At 39.2% G+C, this 21,231-nt stretch carries 21 protein-coding genes; 14 read left to right on the forward strand and 7 right to left on the reverse strand.

Annotated features, from left to right (window positions below; all coding sequences use genetic code 11):
* The first annotated feature begins 15 nt into the window (after positions 1-15).
* The 10 genes from JM79_RS11250 to JM79_RS11295 all read left to right on the forward strand — a co-directional run bounded on the left by JM79_RS11250 (position 16) and on the right by JM79_RS11295 (position 12,806).
* A complete protein-coding gene (locus JM79_RS11250; protein WP_141878237.1) occupies positions 16-1,416 on the forward strand; it encodes a methylmalonyl-CoA mutase subunit beta in 1,401 nt (466 codons plus the stop codon).
* 5 nt (positions 1,417-1,421) lie between these two features.
* Positions 1,422-3,551 (forward strand): methylmalonyl-CoA mutase, encoded by a 2,130-nt coding sequence (gene scpA / locus JM79_RS11255; RefSeq protein WP_141878238.1) that lies wholly within the window; start codon positions 1,422-1,424, stop codon positions 3,549-3,551.
* 19 nt (positions 3,552-3,570) lie between these two features.
* Positions 3,571-4,452, forward strand: coding sequence for an SDR family oxidoreductase (locus tag JM79_RS11260; protein WP_141878239.1), 882 nt, complete (start codon positions 3,571-3,573; stop codon positions 4,450-4,452).
* Positions 4,453-4,605: 153 nt separating this feature from the next.
* Positions 4,606-7,437, forward strand: coding sequence for an insulinase family protein (locus JM79_RS11265; protein WP_141878240.1), 2,832 nt, complete (start codon positions 4,606-4,608; stop codon positions 7,435-7,437).
* A gap of 149 nt (positions 7,438-7,586) precedes the next feature.
* Positions 7,587-8,351, forward strand: coding sequence for an AAA family ATPase (locus tag JM79_RS11270; RefSeq protein ID WP_141878241.1), 765 nt, complete (start codon positions 7,587-7,589; stop codon positions 8,349-8,351).
* Positions 8,352-8,353: 2 nt separating this feature from the next.
* On the forward strand, positions 8,354-9,259 hold the full coding sequence (locus JM79_RS11275) for a ParB/RepB/Spo0J family partition protein (RefSeq protein WP_141878242.1): 906 nt from the start codon (positions 8,354-8,356) through the stop codon (positions 9,257-9,259).
* Positions 9,249-9,842, forward strand: coding sequence for a DUF5683 domain-containing protein (locus JM79_RS11280; protein WP_141878243.1), 594 nt, complete (start codon positions 9,249-9,251; stop codon positions 9,840-9,842). Before JM79_RS11275 ends, JM79_RS11280 begins: the two co-directional genes overlap by 11 nt.
* A complete protein-coding gene (gene dapB, locus JM79_RS11285; RefSeq protein WP_141878244.1) occupies positions 9,843-10,556 on the forward strand; it encodes a 4-hydroxy-tetrahydrodipicolinate reductase in 714 nt (237 codons plus the stop codon). It begins immediately after the preceding gene.
* Between the two features lie 49 nt (positions 10,557-10,605).
* Positions 10,606-12,168 (forward strand): signal peptidase I, encoded by a 1,563-nt coding sequence (gene lepB, locus JM79_RS11290; RefSeq protein ID WP_141878245.1) that lies wholly within the window; start codon positions 10,606-10,608, stop codon positions 12,166-12,168.
* A 2-nt stretch (positions 12,169-12,170) separates the two neighbouring features.
* Positions 12,171-12,806: a WbqC family protein gene (locus JM79_RS11295; RefSeq protein WP_141878246.1), complete on the forward strand. Its 636-nt coding sequence runs from the start codon at positions 12,171-12,173 to the stop codon at positions 12,804-12,806.
* Here the strand turns inward: JM79_RS11295 and JM79_RS11300 are convergent.
* From JM79_RS11300 to JM79_RS11330, 7 genes are all read right to left on the reverse strand, one after another.
* Positions 12,801-13,829 (reverse strand): endonuclease/exonuclease/phosphatase family protein, encoded by a 1,029-nt coding sequence (locus JM79_RS11300; protein WP_141878247.1) that lies wholly within the window; start codon positions 13,827-13,829, stop codon positions 12,801-12,803. The genes JM79_RS11295 and JM79_RS11300 overlap by 6 nt on opposite strands.
* A complete protein-coding gene (locus JM79_RS11305) occupies positions 13,830-14,738 on the reverse strand; it encodes a rhomboid family intramembrane serine protease (protein ID WP_141878248.1) in 909 nt (302 codons plus the stop codon).
* A complete protein-coding gene (locus tag JM79_RS11310) occupies positions 14,738-15,481 on the reverse strand; it encodes a rhomboid family intramembrane serine protease (RefSeq protein WP_141878249.1) in 744 nt (247 codons plus the stop codon). The genes JM79_RS11305 and JM79_RS11310 overlap by 1 nt, the downstream gene beginning before the upstream one ends.
* Complete coding sequence (gene mutL / locus JM79_RS11315; RefSeq protein ID WP_141878250.1) at positions 15,481-17,334, reverse strand: DNA mismatch repair endonuclease MutL; 1,854 nt, start codon at positions 17,332-17,334, stop codon at positions 15,481-15,483. The genes JM79_RS11310 and mutL overlap by 1 nt, the downstream gene beginning before the upstream one ends.
* Positions 17,335-17,628, reverse strand: coding sequence for a hypothetical protein (locus JM79_RS16240; protein ID WP_260443423.1), 294 nt, complete (start codon positions 17,626-17,628; stop codon positions 17,335-17,337).
* A gap of 106 nt (positions 17,629-17,734) precedes the next feature.
* A complete protein-coding gene (gene ribH / locus JM79_RS11325) occupies positions 17,735-18,241 on the reverse strand; it encodes a 6,7-dimethyl-8-ribityllumazine synthase (RefSeq protein WP_141878251.1) in 507 nt (168 codons plus the stop codon).
* 3 nt (positions 18,242-18,244) lie between these two features.
* Entirely contained in the window at positions 18,245-19,018 is a 774-nt protein-coding gene (locus tag JM79_RS11330) for a tetratricopeptide repeat protein (protein ID WP_141878252.1), read from the reverse strand.
* A gap of 147 nt (positions 19,019-19,165) precedes the next feature.
* Here JM79_RS11330 and recF point away from each other — a divergent pair, with 147 nt between their 5' ends.
* Genes recF through JM79_RS11350 form a run of 4 tightly spaced genes read left to right on the forward strand, consistent with a single transcriptional unit; the run spans position 19,166 to position 21,196 of the window.
* A complete protein-coding gene (gene recF, locus JM79_RS11335; protein WP_141878253.1) occupies positions 19,166-20,245 on the forward strand; it encodes a DNA replication and repair protein RecF in 1,080 nt (359 codons plus the stop codon).
* Entirely contained in the window at positions 20,242-20,682 is a 441-nt protein-coding gene (locus JM79_RS11340; RefSeq protein WP_141878254.1) for a lipocalin family protein, read from the forward strand. Before recF ends, JM79_RS11340 begins: the two co-directional genes overlap by 4 nt.
* The gene (locus JM79_RS11345; RefSeq protein ID WP_141878255.1) at positions 20,660-20,962 is read left to right on the forward strand and encodes a DUF721 domain-containing protein; all 303 of its coding nucleotides are present in this window, start codon (positions 20,660-20,662) and stop codon (positions 20,960-20,962) included. Before JM79_RS11340 ends, JM79_RS11345 begins: the two co-directional genes overlap by 23 nt.
* A 9-nt stretch (positions 20,963-20,971) precedes the next feature.
* Entirely contained in the window at positions 20,972-21,196 is a 225-nt protein-coding gene (locus tag JM79_RS11350; protein ID WP_141878256.1) for a hypothetical protein, read from the forward strand.
* The last annotated feature ends 35 nt before the right edge of the window (positions 21,197-21,231 follow it).

Raw genomic sequence — 21,231 nt, forward strand, 5'->3', positions numbered from 1 at the left:
CAAAAATTTAAAATCATGAAGCAATTGTTATTTCAGGAATTTGAAAATGTTTCTGCAAAGCAATGGAAACAAAAGATCCAGGCAGATCTTAAAGGTGCCGATTATAATGAGAAACTGGTTACCAAGACTCTCCACGGCATTGATATAAAACCCTTCTATTCTTCGGAAGATATTTCAGAAAGTCTTTCGATCCCTAATCCGGCTCACTGGAATATCTGTGAAAAGATCTATATCACTTCTGAAGCTTCCGCAGTAAATAAAGCCCAGGAAAAAATACAGAAGGGAACTGAATCTTTATGGTTCATTTTAGCTTCTGAAGAAATCGATTTCGTAGAAATTCTGAAGTCGATACCAGTAGAAGTTCAGGTTTACCTGCAATGCGAATTCTTGAATTCAGAATTCATACTGAAGCTGGATACGGAAATTAGTAAGACTAATCGAAAGGTTTACCTGCGTAATGATATTATAGGCAACCTGGCCCGATCTGGAAACTGGTTTGATAACCTGAAATCTGATCATTCAGAATTAAAAAAAATTATACAGAAAAGTTCAGGCTTTGCTTCAGTTTTGAGCATAGACCTGGGATTATATCAAAATGCAGGGGCAAATATTCCGCAGCAACTTGCGTATTCACTTGCCCAGGTTTCAGAATATCTACATCATTTTGAAGGACTGGATTCGGAAAAGAAGGCGAGTTTTAAAATTCAGTTTTACGTTTCGGTAGGATCAGATTATTTCTTCGAAATTTCGAAAATAAGAGCATTACGCTGGCTTTTCGCCACCATTGCGCCAGAGTTCGGGTTCCATAAAGATTGTCATATTGTTGCTGAACCAACAAAACGCACTAAAACATTATACGACTTTAATGTCAACCTACTTCGAACCACCACTGAAAGTATGAGTGCGATCCTTGGCGGTGCAGACAGCATTTGCAATATGCCTTACGATGCAATTTACCATAAGAATAACGAGTTTGGTGACCGCATTGCCCGCAATCAATTGCTGGTAATGAGACATGAAAGCTATTTTGGAAAAGTAGGAAATGTTGCTGAAGGGACTTATTATATAGAAACTATCACCCGCCAGATTGCTGAAAAAGCTTTACAGATATTTAAGGATATCGAAAAAGGCGGCGGTTTTCTAAAGGAACTAAAAGAAGGAATTATTCAAAAAAAGATCAGGGAAAGTGCAAAAGAAGAACAAAATAAATTTGATTCTGGAGAATTAATCCTTATTGGAACCAACAAGTTCGAAAACCCTGAAGACAGGATGAAAGACGATCTTGAGTTGTTCCCTTTTTTAAAGCAGAATCCAAGAAAAACGCTTTTACAGCCAGTCCTGGAAAGAAGATTAAGTGAAGCGATGGAGCAAAAACGACTGGAAAAGGAAACTTCTGCAGAAAACTCTCAAAATTAGGAACGATGTCACGTAAAGACCTTCAACATATAAGCTTAAACGATAAAGATCTATCTTCAGCAAAGAAAATAAGCGCGGAGACCTTTGAGACTCCCGAAGAAATTGAGATCAAAACATCTTACTCGAAAGAAGACCTTTCAGAAGCAGAACATCTCGAGTTCGCTGCTGGAATTCCACCATATTTACGCGGACCATATAGTACAATGTATGTCAGCCGGCCATGGACGATTAGACAATATGCCGGCTTTTCCACCGCTGAAGAAAGCAATGCCTTTTACAGACGAAATCTTGCTGCAGGACAAAAAGGACTATCAGTGGCATTTGACTTACCAACGCATCGAGGTTATGACAGTGATCACGAACGTGTAGTTGGAGATGTAGGTAAAGCAGGGGTTGCGATAGATTCGGTCGATGACATGAAGATCCTTTTCGACCAGATTCCGCTGGATAAAATGTCGGTTTCCATGACCATGAACGGAGCGGTTCTTCCAATCATGGCATTTTATATAGTTGCTGCGGAAGAACAGGGCGTAAAACCAGAATTATTATCTGGTACGATCCAGAATGATATACTTAAGGAGTTTATGGTAAGGAATACCTATATCTATCCTCCTACTCCTTCCATGAAGATTATTTCAGACATTTTTGAGTATTCATCTCAAAATATGCCAAAATTCAATAGCATTAGTATTTCCGGTTATCATATGCAGGAAGCCGGTGCTACCTGTGATATCGAGCTTGCCTATACGCTGGCCGATGGACTGGAATATATTCGTAAAGGACTTGATGCAGGAATGAAAATTGACAGTTTTGCGCCAAGACTTTCATTTTTCTGGGCTATTGGAATGAACCATTTTATGGAGATCTCCAAAATGCGCGCCGGAAGAATGTTATGGGCAAAGCTTGTAAAGCAATTTAATCCTACGAATCCTAAATCGCTAAGTCTAAGAACGCATTCACAGACCAGTGGATGGAGCTTGACCGAGCAGGATCCGTTTAACAACGTGGCGAGAACCTGTATTGAAGCAGCGGCAGCAGCCTTTGGTGGAACCCAGAGTTTACATACCAATGCTCTCGATGAAGCGATCGCACTTCCAACCGACTTTTCCGCCAGAATAGCTCGAAATACGCAACTTTATCTTCAGCAGGAGACGAATATTACCAAGACAGTCGATCCATGGGCAGGAAGTTATTATGTTGAAAAGCTTACCGAAGAGATTGCTGCCAAGGCCTGGAAACTGATTGAAGAAGTTGAAGAACTTGGAGGGATGACCAAAGCTATTGAAGCCGGGATTCCAAAAATGAGGATAGAAGAAGCTGCTGCCAGAAAACAGGCGAGAATAGACAGCGAAACAGATGTAATCATAGGTGTGAACAAATATCGCCTTGATAAGGAAGATGATATGGTTACTCTGGAAGTAGACAATCAAACCGTACGAAAACAACAGGTCGCCAGGTTAAAAAAAATAAGATCGGAGAGAGATTCAGATAAAGTAAAAAACAGTCTTGAAAAGCTGACCAGGGCCGCTAAAGAAGAAAATGCTAACTTACTGGAACTTGCCGTTCAAGCAGCGCGTGACCGTGCTACTTTGGGTGAAATAAGTGATGCGCTGGAAAGCGTCTATGGTAGATATAAAGCTAAGATTCAGTCATTCAGCGGAGTTTATTCAAAAGAAATGAAAGACAACAGCTCATTTAAAAAGGCTCGTGAAATGGCCGATAAGTTCGCTGAAATGGACGGTCGCCGACCAAGGATCATGGTTGCAAAAATGGGACAGGATGGACACGATCGTGGAGCGAAGGTGGTTGCTACCGGATATGCTGATCTTGGATTTGACGTAGATATTGGACCTTTGTTCCAGACTCCTGCCGAGGCAGCACAACAGGCCGTGGAAAATGACGTTCATATTCTTGGGGTATCTTCACTGGCTGCAGGACATAAAACCCTTGTTCCGCAGGTTATCGAAGAACTTCAGAAGTTAGGACGTGATGATATTATGGTCATCGTTGGAGGTGTGATCCCATCTCAGGATTACCAGTTCCTGTTCGATTCTGGAGCAGTGGCAGTATTTGGCCCGGGAACCAAAATCAGTGACGCTGCGATACAATTACTTGAAATATTAATCGACGAATAATCATATAACCAACCAAAATATGGATTTAAAGAAAAAAATGCTTCGTGATGATGCTTTAGCCGGAAAAACAATTGTTGTAACCGGTGGTGGTAGTGGTCTTGGAAAATCGATGACTACTTATTTTCTGGAACTGGGAGCAAACGTTGCGATCACTTCCAGAAATATGGAAAAGCTGGAGAAAGTAGCAAAAGAACTGGAAGAACAAACCGGCGGAAGATGTCTTCCTTTGCAGTGTGATGTGAGGCATTATGATCAGGTGGAAGCTATGCGCGATAAAGCGGTAGCCGAATTTGGATCTGTAGATATTCTACTGAACAACGCTGCTGGAAATTTTATATCACCAACAGAACGTTTGAGCGCCAATGCCTTTGATACCATTATTGATATTGTATTAAAAGGTAGCAAGAACTGTACGCTTGCCTTTGGAAAACACTGGATCGATGAAAAACAGGAAAACAAGAATATTCTTAATATCGTTACCACCTATGCATGGACTGGATCTGCTTATGTAGTTCCAAGTGCTACCGCAAAAGCTGGTGTACTTGCCATGACCAGATCTCTTGCAGTAGAATGGGCGAAATACGGGATTAGATCCAACGCCATTGCCCCCGGACCTTTTCCAACTAAAGGCGCATGGGACAGATTGCTGCCAGGAGACTTGAAGGAAAAGTTCGATTTGGCCAAAAAAGTACCCCTAAAGAGAGTTGGTGATCACCAGGAACTGGCCAATCTCGCCGCATACCTTGTTTCAGATTTCTCTGCATATGTAAATGGTGAAGTGATCACCATAGATGGTGGAGAATGGTTAAAAGGTGCCGGACAGTTTAATTTACTGGAAGATGTTCCTGAAGAAATGTGGGACATGCTGGAACAAATGATCAAATCTAAAAAAGGAAAGTAGTTGTACACTTCTTAATTTAAACCGGGCCTTGTAAGCCCGGTTTTTTTATAAAGCTCAATGTTATTTTTTAGACATTACCGTATTATTAATATGTGATAATTGATTTGAAATATTATCTTGTGCGCAATTAATTAACACCTATTTCAAATTATTATGAAAAAAAACCTAACAGGCAACCTATGGATGCTGTTCCTGGTATTTACTGGTATTGGTTTCGCTCAAACGAGTGATACCGATAAGATCCCAATGGATCCAAATGTGAAGATCGGGAAACTTGACAATGGTCTAACCTATTACATCCGAAACAATGGGAAACCGGAAGACAAATTAGAATTACGCCTAGCACTTAAAGCAGGCTCTATTCTGGAAACCGATGATCAGCAAGGCCTTGCTCATTTTATCGAACACATGAACTTTAACGGTACCAAGAATTTTGAAAAAAATGAACTGGTAGATTACCTGCAAAGTATTGGAGTTAAATTTGGAGCAGATCTTAATGCCTACACCAGCTTTGATGAAACGGTATATATTCTGCCTATTCCAAGTGATGATGCTGAAAAACTTGAAAAAGGATTCACCATTCTTGAAGACTGGGCGCATAACGCTCTACTTACTGAAGAAGCTATCGACGGCGAACGTGGAGTTGTATTGGAAGAATACAGACTTGGACTGGGTCCAGATAAGAGAATGATGCAGGAATACCTTCCGAAGGTAATGTACAATTCGAGATACGCTGAAAGACTTCCAATAGGAAAGAAAGATGTGATCGAGAATGCAGATTACGAAACTATTCGTAACTACTATAAAGACTGGTACCGTCCGGGACTTATGGCCGTAATTGCCGTTGGTGATCTTGATGTGGAAACTATCGAACAAAAGATCAAATCTCACTTCTCAAATCTTGAAGCCAGAGAAAATCCGGTAGAACGTAAAGAATATGGTGTACCTAACCATGATTCAACTTTTGTAGCTATCGCATCAGACCCTGAAGCTAACTTTAGCCAGGTTAGTATCTATTATAAGGATATGGAAGAAGCGGAAGATGTAGTAACAATTGCAGATTACAAGAAACAGCTGGAGAAAAACATGTTTTCTTCTATGATCAATAACAGGCTGCAGGAACTTGCCAACTCCTCTACTCCTCCATTTACTTATGGTTTTTCTTATTACGGCGGAACTTATTCCCCAAAGAAAAACGCTTACCAGTCTTTTGCTATGGCCGGAGAGAATTCACAAGTGGAAGCTCTAAAAGCATTGGTGACAGAAAATGAGCGAGTAAAAAGATATGGTTTTAGCGAAGCTGAATTTGAAAGAGCTAAGAAAGAATATCTTGCCCAGCTTGAGAAAGCTTATAAAGACCGTGACAAGCAGGAAAGCAATAGAATTATTGGTCAATACGTAAGTCATTTTCTGGAAGATTCACCAATACCTGGAACAGAATGGACCTACGAATTTGCTAAGAATAATCTTGATGCCGTTAAACTGGAGAACATCAATGGTTTGATTAACAACTTCCTGCACGATGAAAATAGAGTCATCGTTTTCACCGGACCAGAAAAAGAATCGGTTAAAAAGATTTCTGAAGAACAAGTACTTGCCGTTCTTGCTGACGTTAAAAACTCAGAGATCGAGAAGTATGCAGATGAGGAAGTTCGTGAAAATCTAATTACTGAAATGCCAGAAAAAGGTTCTGTAAAAGAATCAACCGTCAATGAAGAATTAGGAATTACGACTATGATCCTTAGCAACGGTGCTAAAATAATGCTGAAGAAAACTGATTTCAAAAATGACGAGATCCTGTTTTCAGCATATAGTGAAGGAGGAAACTCTTTGTACTCAGACGACGAATATATGTCTACAGTTTATGCCAATGCTGGTCTTAACGAAGCTGGTGTAGGAGGTTTAGATAAGAATGACATGAATAAAATGATGAGCGGTAAGATCGTGAATGTGAATCCGCAGATATCTACTTATTCTGAAGGTTTAAATGGATCTTCTACTCCTAAGGATTTCGAGACCCTGATGCAAATGATCCATTTGTATTTTACAGATCTTAATAAAGATGAAGACGCTTACCAGTCCTTTGTAACCAAGCAGAAAAATTTCCTTGGTAACCTGATGTCCAATCCTAACTTCTATTTTCAAAATGAGTTGAGTAAATTCAGAAATGAAGGTAATACGAGATATGTAGGTTTCCCTACTCCAGAAAAGTATGACGAAATGGATTACGATCTTGCTTACCAGAAATACCAGGAACGTTTTGCTGATGCTTCAGACTTTACATTTTTCTTCGTAGGAAATGTAGATGAAGCTCAATTAAAGGAATACGCCAGCACATATATCGCTAGTCTTCCTGCTTCCAATTCTGATGAAGAATACAAAACGCCGGTATTTAGAGAGAAAACCGATGAGCAGCGTACTAAAACTATCTATAAAGGTTCCGATCCAAAAAGTCAGGTAAGCATCATCTGGAACGGTGAAACTGAATATGACAAAGAAGATGATCTTGCATTGTCTGCACTTGGAGAAGTTCTTACCATTAAACTGGTAGAACAACTACGTGAAGAAGAAGGTGGTGTTTATGGAGTTGGAGCTCGTGGAAACATGTCTGAAATTCCTTATGACAGCTACAACTTTTCGATTTCATTTCCATGTGGACCTGAGAACGTAGACAAGCTTACGAAAGCTGCTCTTGCTGAAGTTGAAAAGCTAAGAACAGAAGGTCCTACGGAAGAAGATCTTGCAAAAGTGAAAGAGACTTTTAAGGTACAGCGCAAGGAACAATTACAGGAAAACCAATTCTGGATGCAACAGCTTAGAAAAGCCGAAGAAGAAGGCTTCAAATTGAGCGAGATCAGCAAATTCAATGAAATGGTTGATGATCTTGAAGCAGAAGAGCTTCAGGAACTAGCGGAAGAATTCTTAGGTTCAAATTATTTACTGGGAGTTCTAATGCCAGAAACTGAGGAAGCTTCAGCAGAATAAATAGAGAAAAATTTTGTTTAATTGACCGCCGCCAGAATTAACCTGACGGCGGTTTTTTATTTTAAGAATTCTTCAGAAGCTGTTAACAAATACATTTTCTAAACCTATAATAAATTGTATTTTTACCTTTCAAAAATCAGACTGAATTAATGGGTAAAATCATTGCTATTGCCAACCAAAAGGGAGGAGTGGGTAAAACCACAACATCTGTAAACCTTGCAGCTTCACTTGGGGTTTTAGAGAAAAAGATCTTATTGATTGATGCCGATCCACAGGCCAATGCCACATCGGGATTGGGGATAGATGTTGAGGAAGTGGAAAATGGAACTTATCAACTATTGGAGCACTCGGTAAAAGCAGAAGATGCCATTCAAAAAACCAATTCTCCAAACCTGGATATCATCCCGGCGCATATAGACCTTGTAGCTATAGAAATTGAATTGGTAGACCAGGAGAACAGGGAAAGCATGTTGAAACGTGCTATCACCCCTTTGAAGGAATTGTATGATTATATCCTGATAGATTGTGCTCCATCTCTTGGACTGCTTACCCTAAATGCGCTTACTGCTTCAGATTCTGTGATCATACCTATCCAATGTGAATATTTTGCACTCGAAGGTCTGGGTAAATTACTGAACACTATCAAAAGCGTTCAGAAACTTCATAATAACAAACTCGATATTGAAGGTTTGCTATTAACTATGTATGATTCAAGGTTACGTTTATCTAACCAGGTGGTAGATGAGGTTAAAAAACATTTTGATGAGATGGTTTTCGAAACAATCATTCAGCGAAATGTTCGTTTAAGTGAAGCACCAAGTTATGGTGAAAGTATCATCAACTATGACGCTTCCAGTAAAGGAGCCAGCAATTACCTTAGTCTGGCACATGAAATTATTAAGAAAAACGAATAGAAATGGCTAAGGCTACCAGAAAACAGGCGTTGGGAAGAGGACTTTCAGCCTTACTCAAAGATCCTGATAATGATATAAAATCTGCAGAAGATAAAAATGCCGATAAACTCGTTGGACATATTGTTGAACTGGAACTATCTTCTATTGAAGTTAACCCATTTCAACCAAGAACCAGCTTTAACGAAGACTCGCTAAAGGAACTTGCTACTTCCATTCGGGAGCTTGGAGTGATCCAGCCAATTACGGTAAGAAAACTTGATTTTGACAAATACCAGCTGGTATCTGGAGAAAGAAGATTTAGAGCATCAAAACTGGTAGGTCTTAAAACCATCCCTTCTTATATTCGAATCGCGAACGACCAGGAATCCCTGGAAATGGCGCTAGTAGAAAATATACAAAGACAGGATCTTGATCCTATAGAAATTGCTATTTCTTACCAGAGATTGATCGATGAGATCCAATTAACCCAAGAACAATTAAGTGACAGGATTGGGAAAAACAGGTCTACAGTTGCCAATTACCTCAGGCTTTTAAAATTGGATCCTATCATCCAGACTGGGATGAGAGATGGTTTCCTTAGTATGGGACATGGCCGTGCACTTATCAATATTGATGACACACAGCAACAGCTTGATATTTACGAGAAGATCCTACAAAAATCATTGTCGGTTCGAGAAACCGAGCAATTAGTTCGTGAGCTGAATGGCAAAGGGAAAACTTCAGCCAATACAACTGCTAAGACCAGTGTTCCAAAAACCTATAAAAAAGGAATTAAGGAATTTTCAGAATATCTGGGAACCAAGGTAGATGTGAAGGTGACCAAAAAAGGAAGTGGAAAACTAACTATTCCGTTTTCTTCGGAAGAAGATTTTGAGCGCATCAAAAACCTGATCAAAAGTGAAGAATAGATCACTACTTTGTATATTATTAGTGCTGTTCTCTTTTTTAGGAATCCAGGCGCAAACCGACTCTTTAAGCATTCAGGCAAAGGAAGGTGTTGAAACCGAAATTGTAGAGAAGGATTACGAACCCTATAACGCACTTGCCCCGGCAAAGGCTGCTTTTTACTCGGCAATACTTCCCGGTTTAGGACAGGCTTATAATGGCAGCTACTGGAAAATCCCTATCGCTTACGGCGGACTGGCTACTGGAATCTATTTTTATCTCGATAATGATAAAGAATATAACAGGTTTCGTGATGCCTATAAGAACAGAATTGCAGGTCGGGAAGACGAATTTAATGGTAAGGGAGACAGGGTTCTAGTGAGTACAGACAGACTTATTAGCGCGCAGGAATTCTATCAAAAAAATAAAGAGATCTCATTACTGGTAACGGTTGGCGTTTATATTCTGAATATCATCGATGCCAATGTAGAGGCGCATTTACGACAATTTAATGTGGATGAGGACCTAACGCTTCAACCTAATTTCGATTTCAATTCACTTACCGGAAAAACTAATTACGGACTTACTTTAAACTTTAATTTTTAAATGAAAATCGCTCTTTTAGGCTACGGAAGAATGGGTAAAACCATTGTAGAAATCGCGAAAAACAGAGGTCACGAGATTGTACTGAAAGTAAGCGATGGTATCGAAAAACATGATCTCACGAAGGCAGATGTTGCTATAGATTTCAGTATACCCGATGCTGCATTTAAAAATATTACGACTTGTTTTAAAGCTGGAGTACCCGTTGTAAGCGGAACTACCGGTTGGCTGGATGATTATGAAAAGGCAACAAAGATCTGTTCCGAAGAGAATTCAGCATTTATATACGCTTCAAATTTCAGTCTCGGCGTAAACGTGTTTTTCGAATTAAACCGGAAATTAGCCGGAATGATGCAAGGTCTGGAAGATTATTCCGTAGAGATCGAGGAAATTCACCATACCAAGAAATTGGATGCTCCCAGCGGGACTGCAATTAGCCTTGCTGAACAAATCATTTATGAAAACAAGCAATTAAAAGGCTGGCAATTAGATTCGGCAGATGAGAATAAAATCCCGATCCATGCCAAGCGAATTGAAGATGTTCCAGGAACCCACGTGGTAAGCTACGATTCTGAAATTGATACCATCGAGATCAAACATACCGCCAAGAGCAGGCAGGGATTTGCCCTTGGAGCTGTGGTCGCTGCAGAATATCTTCAAGACAAAACAGGTATCTATAGCATGAAGGATGTACTAGCTGATCTTTTTAAGAACTAATTTGTAACAAATGCAGGCGTTTTCAGCCTAACCAGTAAAAGAAATCAATATGACATTTACCGAATGGTTCATTTTTTTCCTGATCATACAGGTGGTTCATTTTTTAGGGACCTGGAAACTTTATCAGCGTGCAGGTAGAAAATCATGGGAAGCTGCGATTCCGGTTTACAATGCAGTTGTTTTAATGCAGATCATTAACCGACCAAAATGGTGGGTTATACTCTTCTTTATTCCCATCGTAAACCTGATCATTATACCGGTTACCTGGGTGGAAACCATTCGAAGCTTCGGTAGAAATTCTACAGCCGAAACCTTTGCGGTAATTCTAACATTAGGATTTTATATTTACTATGTCAATTACGCTACCAACGATCAATATATAGTAGATAGAGACCTTAAGCCACGATCTGAAGTTGGTGAATGGGTAAGTTCCATCCTATTTGCGGTAATTGCCGCAACTATCGTGCATACTTACTTTATGCAGCCTTTTACTATTCCAACCTCTTCTCTGGAAAAAACTTTGCTTGTAGGTGACTTTCTGTTGGTAAGCAAATTCCATTACGGTGCAAGAATACCGAAGACTGCAGTGGCCTTTCCAATGGTACACGACACCATTCCGGTAGTTAATACAAAGTCCTATCTTAATGATCCACAGATCCCATACCTTAGATTTCCAGGTTTTGAAGATATAGAACGTAACGATATTGTTGTATTTAACTGGCCTGTAGATACCGTAAATGCTTTTCAACAATATGGTGATGGGAAGTATTACGAAAAGCCGATCGACAAGAAATCCAATTATGTGAAGCGTGCGGTGGGAGTTCCTGGAGATTCACTTTCTGTAAAGAATGGATTGGTATTTATTAACGGTGAGCAATTGCAATTGCCAGAAAGAGCCAAGCCTCAGTTTACTTATACAGGTGTTACTAAAGGGCAGCCGTTCAATCCTCAAACGCTATACAAAGTTTATGATATTACAGATGGTTTTGGGTATAATCCTACAACCAACAAATTTACTTTCGTCGCTATTACTGAAGAAACTTTTGAAAGATTAAAAAATCATCCAAATGTAGCCAGTATTCAAAGATCTGCCGATACCGTATCAAAGAGTAGCAGGTTATTTCCGAATGACAGAGCGCGATGGAATAATGATAATTTCGGACCAATATACATTCCGAAGAAAGGTGTTACTGTAGAAATTACTCCTGAAAGCATGCCATTTTACAAGGAGATCATCGAAACTTATGAAGGTTCTGAATATGGTTTAAATAATAAACTGAGCCTTAATGGTACTCAGGTATTATTGAATGGCAGTCCTATCTCTGAATATACTTTTCATCAGAATTACTATTGGATGATGGGAGATAACAGAAATAATTCTGAAGATAGCAGATCTTGGGGTTATGTTCCTGAAAATCATGTGGTAGGTAAACCTGTTTTTGTATGGTTGAGCTGGGATTCCAATGCCAGCGGATTTGATAAAATTCGATGGGATCGTGTTTTTACTACAGTTAAAGGTGACGGAAGTCCAACCTCGTTCTTACCATATTTCCTGATCGCATTGGTAGTTTTCTTTGGATGGAGATTTTTCAAACAACGCAGAGAAGCTTAAGGATGGATTTGGTTTTACTACATCCCTCCTATTTTGGACCAGTAAGTCAATGGGTTGCTTTTACTAAAGCTGAAGCGGTAATATTTGAAGCTGAGGATAATTACCAGAAACAAACTTACCGTAATCGCATGTATATCTATGATGCCAATGGAAAGTTAACTCTAAACATTCCTATAAAACACAATGCAGCATTAGGACTTCCAAAAAGGAGCAAACAGAAATACCAGAATATACAGATCGAGAATGAATTCCCGTGGCAGTTACAGCACTGGCGTGCTTTTAAATCTTCTTACCAGACCTCTCCATTCTTCGAGTTTTACGAAGATGAATTGAGACCGCTTTACGAGAACTCCTTTAAATATCTGCTGGATTTCAATTATCGCTGTATGGAGTTTGTCGCCGATTCATTGCAGGTCGACTGGACATTCGATCAAACATTGGAGTTTGAATTGAAGCCGGAAGGGATGCTTGATTGCAGAAACCTTATAAATGCAAAATCAGATTTTGGCTTTAAAAACGGGAGGTATCATCAGGTTTTTGAAGAGAAGCAAGGTTTTTTAAATAACCTTTGTGTTCTTGACCTTATCTTTAATGAAGGGCCAGCATCACTGGCTTACTTGCAGGAACAAAACTTATAATTTAATCGAAGTAGATACGGGGAAATGATCTGAGAAATCAACATCGTATTTTTCAAATTCGAGTATTTCCATCTGCTTTTCTATCAATAAAAAATCGATACGAAGTGGAAAATAATTCAGTTTAAAGCTTTTTCCGAAGCCTGTTCCAGCTGTTAAGAATGCATCGTTAAAACGACCATCCTGACGCACCAGGTCATAGATATAAGAGAAGCTTGTATTATTAAAATCACCCATGATGATAGTCTTATACGGTGACCTATCTACCTCTTTCATCATCATTTCTGCCTGTTCCTGTTGGAGAGAAAAGCCATATCCAATTCTACCCAGTAATTTCTTAGAATCTTCGTTCTTAAGGTCAGTAATACGCGGTTTAATATTTAGGGACTGGAAATGCACATTAAAGACCCGAAGTGTATCGTTATTTACAAGAAGATCAGCATAAATTGCATTGTTATTCCCATCATGGGGAAAGTCTACGGAATGCTCTTTTATAATTGGATATTTAGAAAAGATAGCCGATCCAAATTCTGAATTTTTACCCTTCAGCTTAACATACTTATACGGATAGAGTTTCGATAATTCGGCAGCACCTACGTAATGCTCCTGGACACTAAGAATATCCGGATTTTTTTCATTTACGAAAGCAGTAATCTTTTCAGGAATATCAGTCCTTTCGGTCCAATTATAGGCATTGAACATTCTTACGTTATAACTCATTAACGTAAGATCTGCTTCCAGTTCTTCATCGATATCATTTCCGAAGTTTACGAAAACAGAGATATAATTATAGCCTAATAAGAGTACGATCAGGGATAGCAATAGCTGTCTTTTGAGCCGGATCAACCAGTATACCAGGAAAAGTGTATTCAATATAATTAGCACAGGAACTCCCAGACTTAGTACCGAAAGTAGCGGAAAGGTCTTTGGAGGAACATGAGGTAGTAAATATGAGAATAGTAAGGCGGTAGCTGCAAGCGAATTCAGTACAAAGACAAGCTTGTCAAAAAGATTTAGATTCTTCATCTAGTCTTCTTTACCGGCCTGGAATAAATAGTCCTTTTCAGCCTTGGACAAACTTTCATATCCGCTTTTGCTGATCTTATCCAGAATGTTATCTACTTTTTGCTGTTTCTCATTTTTACTTGAGGAAGTAGTTTTCGTTTTTGTATTACGATTTTTTGCAGCCTGCGTTTTGTTTCGATGAACTGTTTTCATTTTCGGCTTGCGTTCGCCTGGTTTGAATAAAGCCGCAACGCTATCCATAATATTCTCGAACCATTTTCCAATATCATTCCCTTTCTGAAGCTGTTTAGTATAAATATACCCTAGAGCTGCACCTCCAAGATGCGCGAAATGCCCACCTGCGTTACCCATTGGAATTTGTATGACATCAAGTGCAACCAGAAATGCGGCGATATACCAGAATTTCACACTGCCTATAAGCATTAATCTCACTCTCATGTTCGGGACGTGTGTGGCTATCCCAATAAGTACAGCCATCACTCCTGCGGAAGCTCCTATCAAATAAGATTTGCCGGTACCCTGGAATGCTGGAAACAAGTTATAACTGAGCATATAGACCAAAGCTCCGATGATGATCCCCAGGAAATAGTAATTCAGCAGTCTTTTAGGTGAAAAATAATTCAGAAAATAGATTCCCGAAAAATAAAGAATAAGCATGTTGGATGCAATATGCCAGATCCCGCTATGTAGAAATGCATAGGTAATGATCGACCATGGCTTCATAATATATTCAAGCGGCTCCTTCGGAAAAACCAACCATTCAAGTAAAAAATCTGAAGGTATATTGAATAAATAGGCAATGGTTCTGAATAGGTAGAAAACAAGGAACGCCAGTACGTTCACCGCAATAAGCTTCTCCACTACCGTAGCAGTCTGTAACTTAAATCTTATTTTGTCTGCTGCGCTCATTAGTACCAGCGATTGTCGTTAAACTGATTCTTTTTCCAGTAATACATCATCAGGAACCCGAACAGGGCGCCTCCAACGTGAGCAAAATGTGCTATAGATCCTCCAAATAAAGAATAACCCGTAACCCCTGAAAACAGGTCTAATAGAATGATCGCAGGTATAAAATATTTGGCTTTAATAGGTACAGGCACGAATAAAAGGAATAATTCTACATTAGGAAACATCATACCAAACGCTACAAGAATCCCATATATTGCTCCGGAAGCTCCTACAGCTGGCGTAGTGAACGCTTCGTAGGCGCTTTGTAAAGTATCCATAGGAACAGTGTCAAGAATAGCTTTTGGATACTCCCCGGTTAGGAAGAAATTATCCACCTGGGTCATGTTCATTCCCGCATCCAGTAAATCCTGAACTCCCGACTGGTACCCATAAAAATTTACAAGTGTATGTAGCAAAGCGGCTCCAATCCCGGCTGTGAAGTAAAAAAATAAAAATCTTTTCTGTCCCAGCATTTGCTCAATAGGTCCACCAAAGGCCCACAAAGCGTACATATTAAAAAGAATATGCGTAAAACCACCATGCATAAACATATGGGTAATGACCTGCCAAACCTGGAAGTTCGGATTCTTGACGAACCAGAGTGCGAAATACTCGTAGGCTACATCACCTAATAACTGACTCCCAATGAAGAATATCACATTGATAATCAATAACGTCTTTACCGTATCCGTAATTTTTCCCATCAGGCAAATTTTTTGTCCAGTTCCTCTATAGATAGCGTAGTGAAAATGGTTCTATTTGAAGGACTTAGAGCCGGTTCCTTACAGGCAAAAAGTCGGTTAACAATATGTTGTTGCTCAGCTGAATTCAACATGGTTCCAGAACGCACTGCCATTGAATTTGCCAAGGATTTTGATAATAAATCGGTTTGAGAAAATCCATTATCAGGTACGTCTTTTTCAAAGTCAGCAATAAGCTGTTCCAGTAAAATCTCTACTTCACTTTCAGAGATCAGCGTTGGAATTCCAGAGATCTCCACTTCATCCTTATCGAATGAGGAAAAAATAAAACCGGTTTGTTCCAGGGATTCTTTGATTTCCTGCAGCATCTCCATTTCCTGATGATTAAACTGAAGTTTCAAAGGAAATAATAATTGCTGACTAACTGCTGCAGAAACGGTAATATTCTTCAATAATTCCTCGTAAAGGATGCGCGTATGAGCACGGTGCTGATCAATAACGAGGATACCGCTCTTTAACGTGGAAATAATATATTTTTTATGAAGCTGAAATGTGGATTTCTCGATCTCATCCTCCTTCCCGGCAAAAAGATTACCGGTAACTTCTTCACTTTCAAATTCTATTTGCCGAACATCTACGTCGGAAGTTGACTTAGATTCCAAACCGGAGTACAAACTTTCCCATTCCGCAGGCTTTTCTCTCCTGTATCCAGAATTGGAAGGGTTATACGAGCGTGCAGAGTTTTCAGATTGAAATGGATTAAAATTTCGATCAACCTCGATCTGCGGCGCACTCGCCTGTTTTGACTGGTAGTTATACGGTGTATCCAATTCAGAGTCCCGATCAAAATCCAGAATAGGCGCTACATTAAACTGGCCAAGCGCATGCTTGATCGCACTTTTCAGAATAGCATATAATGCATGTTCATCATCAAACTTGATCTCAGTTTTAGTTGGATGAATGTTGATATCAATCGTTTTTGGATCTACATCCAGATAAAGAAAATAGCTTGGATAGCTTTTATCTTTCAGTAGGCCTTCAAAAGATGCTACAACAGCATGATTTAAATACGGACTTTTAATAAAACGATTATTCACGAAGAAGAACTGTTCTCCCCTGCTCTTTTTAGCGAATTCAGGTTTGCCCACGAATCCGGAAATCTTTACGATACCAGTATCCTCTTCAACCGGAACAAGTTTTTCATTCGTTTTTCCACCAAGAATGTTGGTGATTCTCTGGCGATGATTGGCCGCAGGTAACTGAAATAATTCGTTCCCGTTATGTGCAAGTGAAAAACTAATATCAGGATGCGCTAGCGCTACACGTTGAAATTCATCAATGATATGCCGTGTTTCGACATTGTCAGACTTTAAAAAATTCCTTCGGGCTGGTATGTTGTAAAAAAGATTCTTAACGCTAATACAGGTTCCCTTTGGAGTTACGCAGGCATCCTGGGCAGAGATCTTGCTTCCTTCGATCTTGATACAGGTGCCAATCTCTTCATTCTCTGTCTTCGTCTTTAACTCCACATGCGCGATCGCCGCAATAGATGCTAGAGCTTCACCACGAAAACCTTTGGTTCTCAAAGCAAAAAGATCGTCTGCAATTTTAATTTTGGAAGTTGCATGTCTTTCAAAGCTCATGCGCGCATCGGTGATACTCATTCCAGCACCATCATCGATGACCTGTATCAAAGTCTTACCAGCATCTTTAATAACCACTTGTATACGACCTGAATGAGCGTCTATACTATTTTCGAGAAGTTCTTTGATTACTGAAGCCGGTCGTTGAACCACCTCACCCGCAGCGATCTGGTTTGCAACATGATCGGGCAACAGTTGAATAATGTTATTCATCTAACGGGGATTTGAGAAAATGGACAAATCAAAATCTAATATCCACAGGCAAATAAAAACGAGTACTACAATAATATAAACAACACGACGGTTGATACTTCTATTACCTCGCGTGCGGCTAGATTCACGAGCCTCCGCCCAGTGAGAACCAAAATCGATTGCATTTGTAGCTTCTCTGTATTTATTGAATTTTGAGTCAAAATCGTAGACATTCCCAGTATCCTTCCCCTTATAATAACGAGGAGTGTAATTATACCTGGTATTTTTCCTGATCTTACCTAAATTGATTTTCAAAACTGTAGATTGTTTGCTGTTCCAAATTTACTCAAAATGCTTCAGAATTCCGAAGCCTTATTAGATTAATAAGAACACAAAGACAATGCCGTTTTGAAAATCCTGCTTATCCCTTGTAGAATTTAGCATCCTTTCTAAGCTGAGCCATCTTTATCGCGGCAATAGCAGCTTCTGTTCCTTTATTCCCGTGTTCTCCACCACTTCTGGCGCGAGACTGCTCGATATTATTATCTGTAAGCACACAAAAAATGACCGGGATATCTGACTGTAAATTTAGATCTTTAATGCCCTGAGTTACACCATCACAAACAAAATCGAAGTGCTTGGTCTCTCCCTGTATCACATTTCCAACGGCAACGATGGCATCCAGCATTTCAAATCTTTCCTGCATTTTCTTGCAGCCGTAAATAAGTTCAAAGCTACCTGGAACGTTCCAGCGTACAATATTCTCCTTTTGCACACCGTTTTCGATCCACGCATCAAATGCACCCTGAAATAAGCCTTGTGTTATTTCCTCATTCCATTCAGAAACAACAATCCCAAACCGAAAATCTTTCGCGTTTGGGATTGTATTTTTATCGTACTCTGAAAGGTTATTACCTTTTGTAGCCATATATTATTTTTTCATCGCGCGGGCCTGTCCAAGATAGACAGCCACTTTATCTGCTTCAGGAGAATCTGCATACTCCTCTTCGATCTTCATTAAATGTTCTTCCGCAGCTTCAGCATCACCAGTATTGATTGCAATGATCGCAGCTTTTAAAAGAAATCTAGGAGTTGTAAAAGAGTTTGTACGCATATCTGCAGCCTTCTCGTAATAACCTAAAGCTTCTTCCGGCTGGTCTAGCTGCAGAAAAGCATCTCCAATTCCACCAGTTGCAAGTGCAGAGAAAATCTCATCATCACTACTAAATCCTTCCAGTTGCTCGATAGCTTCCTGATACTTTCCAGTTCTTAGGTAAGCGAAACCAGCATTATACTGAGCAAGATTTGCCGCATCAGTACCACCGTAATTCTCTATGATATCAAGGAATCCGTATTTACCTTCCCCGCCATTAAGTGCAAGATTGTAAAGGGAATCACTCTGTGCTCCGTTCGCTCTAAGAGCTGAAGCCATATAGTTCTGTGCCATTGCCATCTCATTGGCAGCTTCGTTTTGTTTCGGTTCGTGGATAAAACGATTATATCCCAGATATCCAAGTACAGCAACGATAGCAACTCCCACAATAATGTAGATATACTTTTGATTATCGGCGACCCAGGTTTCGGTTCTACTTGCCCCTTCATCTAAACTGTTAAAAACTTCAGCAGTTGTTGATTCCTGTTCTTCGATTTGTTCCTTCTCAGTTTTCCCGGAAGGCTTGTATCCTCTTTTCTTATAAGATGCCATAAAAAATTTTTAATGCGTGGCAAAAATATAATATTTTGTGAAAATTAAAAGAGAAAATATTTGTATTTTTTGAATAATTTGAAGTCCTTTTGCAGCTTTCAAAATATCTCTTCATTTATCATATTTCTTGCTGAAAAACAGCCATTTATGCACCTAAAAAATCTTAGCCTTCTCAATTACAAGAATCTAAAGACGGCTGAATTTACTTTTGACAATAAGATCAATTGCCTGGTTGGTAATAACGGCGTTGGAAAAACTAACGTTCTGGACAGTATTTATCATCTCTCCTTCGGAAAAAGCTATTTTAACCCAATTACTTCTCAAAATATCAATCATGAAGCTGAATTTTTCGTCGTGGATGGAGAATTTGAAAAAAATGATAAAGCTGAAAAGATCCTGGTTAGCGCCAAGAAAGGACAGAAAAAGGTAATCAAACGGAATAATAAAACCTATGATAAAGTGAGTGATCATATAGGTTTTATTCCTACCGTGATCATTTCCCCTGCAGACCGGGACCTTATTATTGAAGGTTCAGAAACAAGGAGAAAGTTCATGGACGGAGTTATTTCTCAAAGCGATCAATCCTATCTCCAATCCTTATTAAATTATACGAAACAGATCTCACAGCGAAATTCCTTATTAAAATATTTTGCTGCCAATTCTACTTTTGACCGTGATACCCTGGAAGTTTACAACCACCAAATTAGTAACCTTGGACAGGATCTATTCGAAAAACGAAAAAGTTTTCTCAAAGATTTCATACCGATCTTTAATAAACGTTATGCTGATATTACTAATAATAAAGAGATCGTAGATATTAATTATAAGAGTCAGTTATCTGAAAAGTCATTATCATCACTGCTTGAAGAAAATCTTCAGAAAGATATGGCTTTACAATACACCTCTGTGGGAACCCATAAAGATGACCTTAGTTTTGAAATCGAGGGTCATCCTATCAAAAAGTTCGGCTCCCAGGGACAGCAAAAGAGCTTTTTGATCGCATTAAAACTGGCACAGTTCGATTTTATAAAAAAAATTAGCCAGGTGAACCCTATTCTCCTGCTGGATGATATCTTTGACAAACTTGATGAAAACAGGGTTGCTCATATTGTAGCATTAGTGGCTACCAATGAACTTGGACAGATCTTTCTTAGTGATACTCACGCAGATAGAACCGAGAAGGTGGTGAAAGGCAGTAATCAATCTTATAAAATTTTTAAACTTTGAAAAAAGCTTTATACTTATTAGTCGCTATCGTTCTCACCTCCTGTACGAAAACAGATCCCAACGAACAATTGCAAAATCTCACCGGGTACTGGACGATCGAGAAAGTGGAAGTTGAGAATGATTCTATGGTAGAATATAGTTTGAGCCAATATATTGATTATATAGAGATCAAGGATAGTGTTGGTTTTCGAAAGAAACTTCAGCCAAAGATCGATGGTGGTTATATAGAAGCTTCCAATGATTCAGAAAAAATTACCGCGAAGATCGAAGATGATGTTTTGAACCTTTATTATAGTACAGCTTTCGATGAATGGCAGGAAACGGTTCTCGTAGCTACGGAAGATGAACTGGTCATCAAAAATCGCGATGATAAGAAATATTTTTATAAAAAATACGAACCTTTAATTAGCACAGATGAAGAAGAGACGAAAGAATGAGGAAATGGTCCTCGGCGATCTGCTGAAAAGTTTTGTAGGTGAGAACAAGCTGGACACAAAGGGATTAAACCAGGTACAGATACGGGAAGTTTGGAACAACCAGATGGGACCTGCAATTGCAAAATACACTACCGGACTTAAACTGAAGCATGACACGCTGTTCGTGCAATTGAGTTCTTCTGTACTTAGAGAGGAATTAAGTTACGGGAAGGAAAAGATCATTAGAAACCTTAACGAGGAGATGAACCAGGAATTGGTGAAAAAACTGGTTTTACGTTAATTTAAAAATATGAATAAGAGACTGAAATATTTTCTGGCTTTTTTACTGGTTTTTACCGGACTTATGATGGCGATCAATGAAATTCTAAGGTATTTCTTTGAGCTGGATGGCATAGCGAATACATTAATTACAGCTCTTATTACGGTAAGTATTTCTCCACGGCTACACCCCGCAAAGGAGGGTGATAGCTATATTTTTAAATGGTCCTGGTTTACGAAACCAATTGAAATTTAGCAACTTGATAAAATAAAAAAACCCGGACTTTTCAG

It is taken from the genome of Gramella sp. Hel_I_59 (assembly GCF_006714895.1).
In the GTDB taxonomy this organism is placed as follows: Bacteria; Bacteroidota; Bacteroidia; order Flavobacteriales; family Flavobacteriaceae; genus Christiangramia.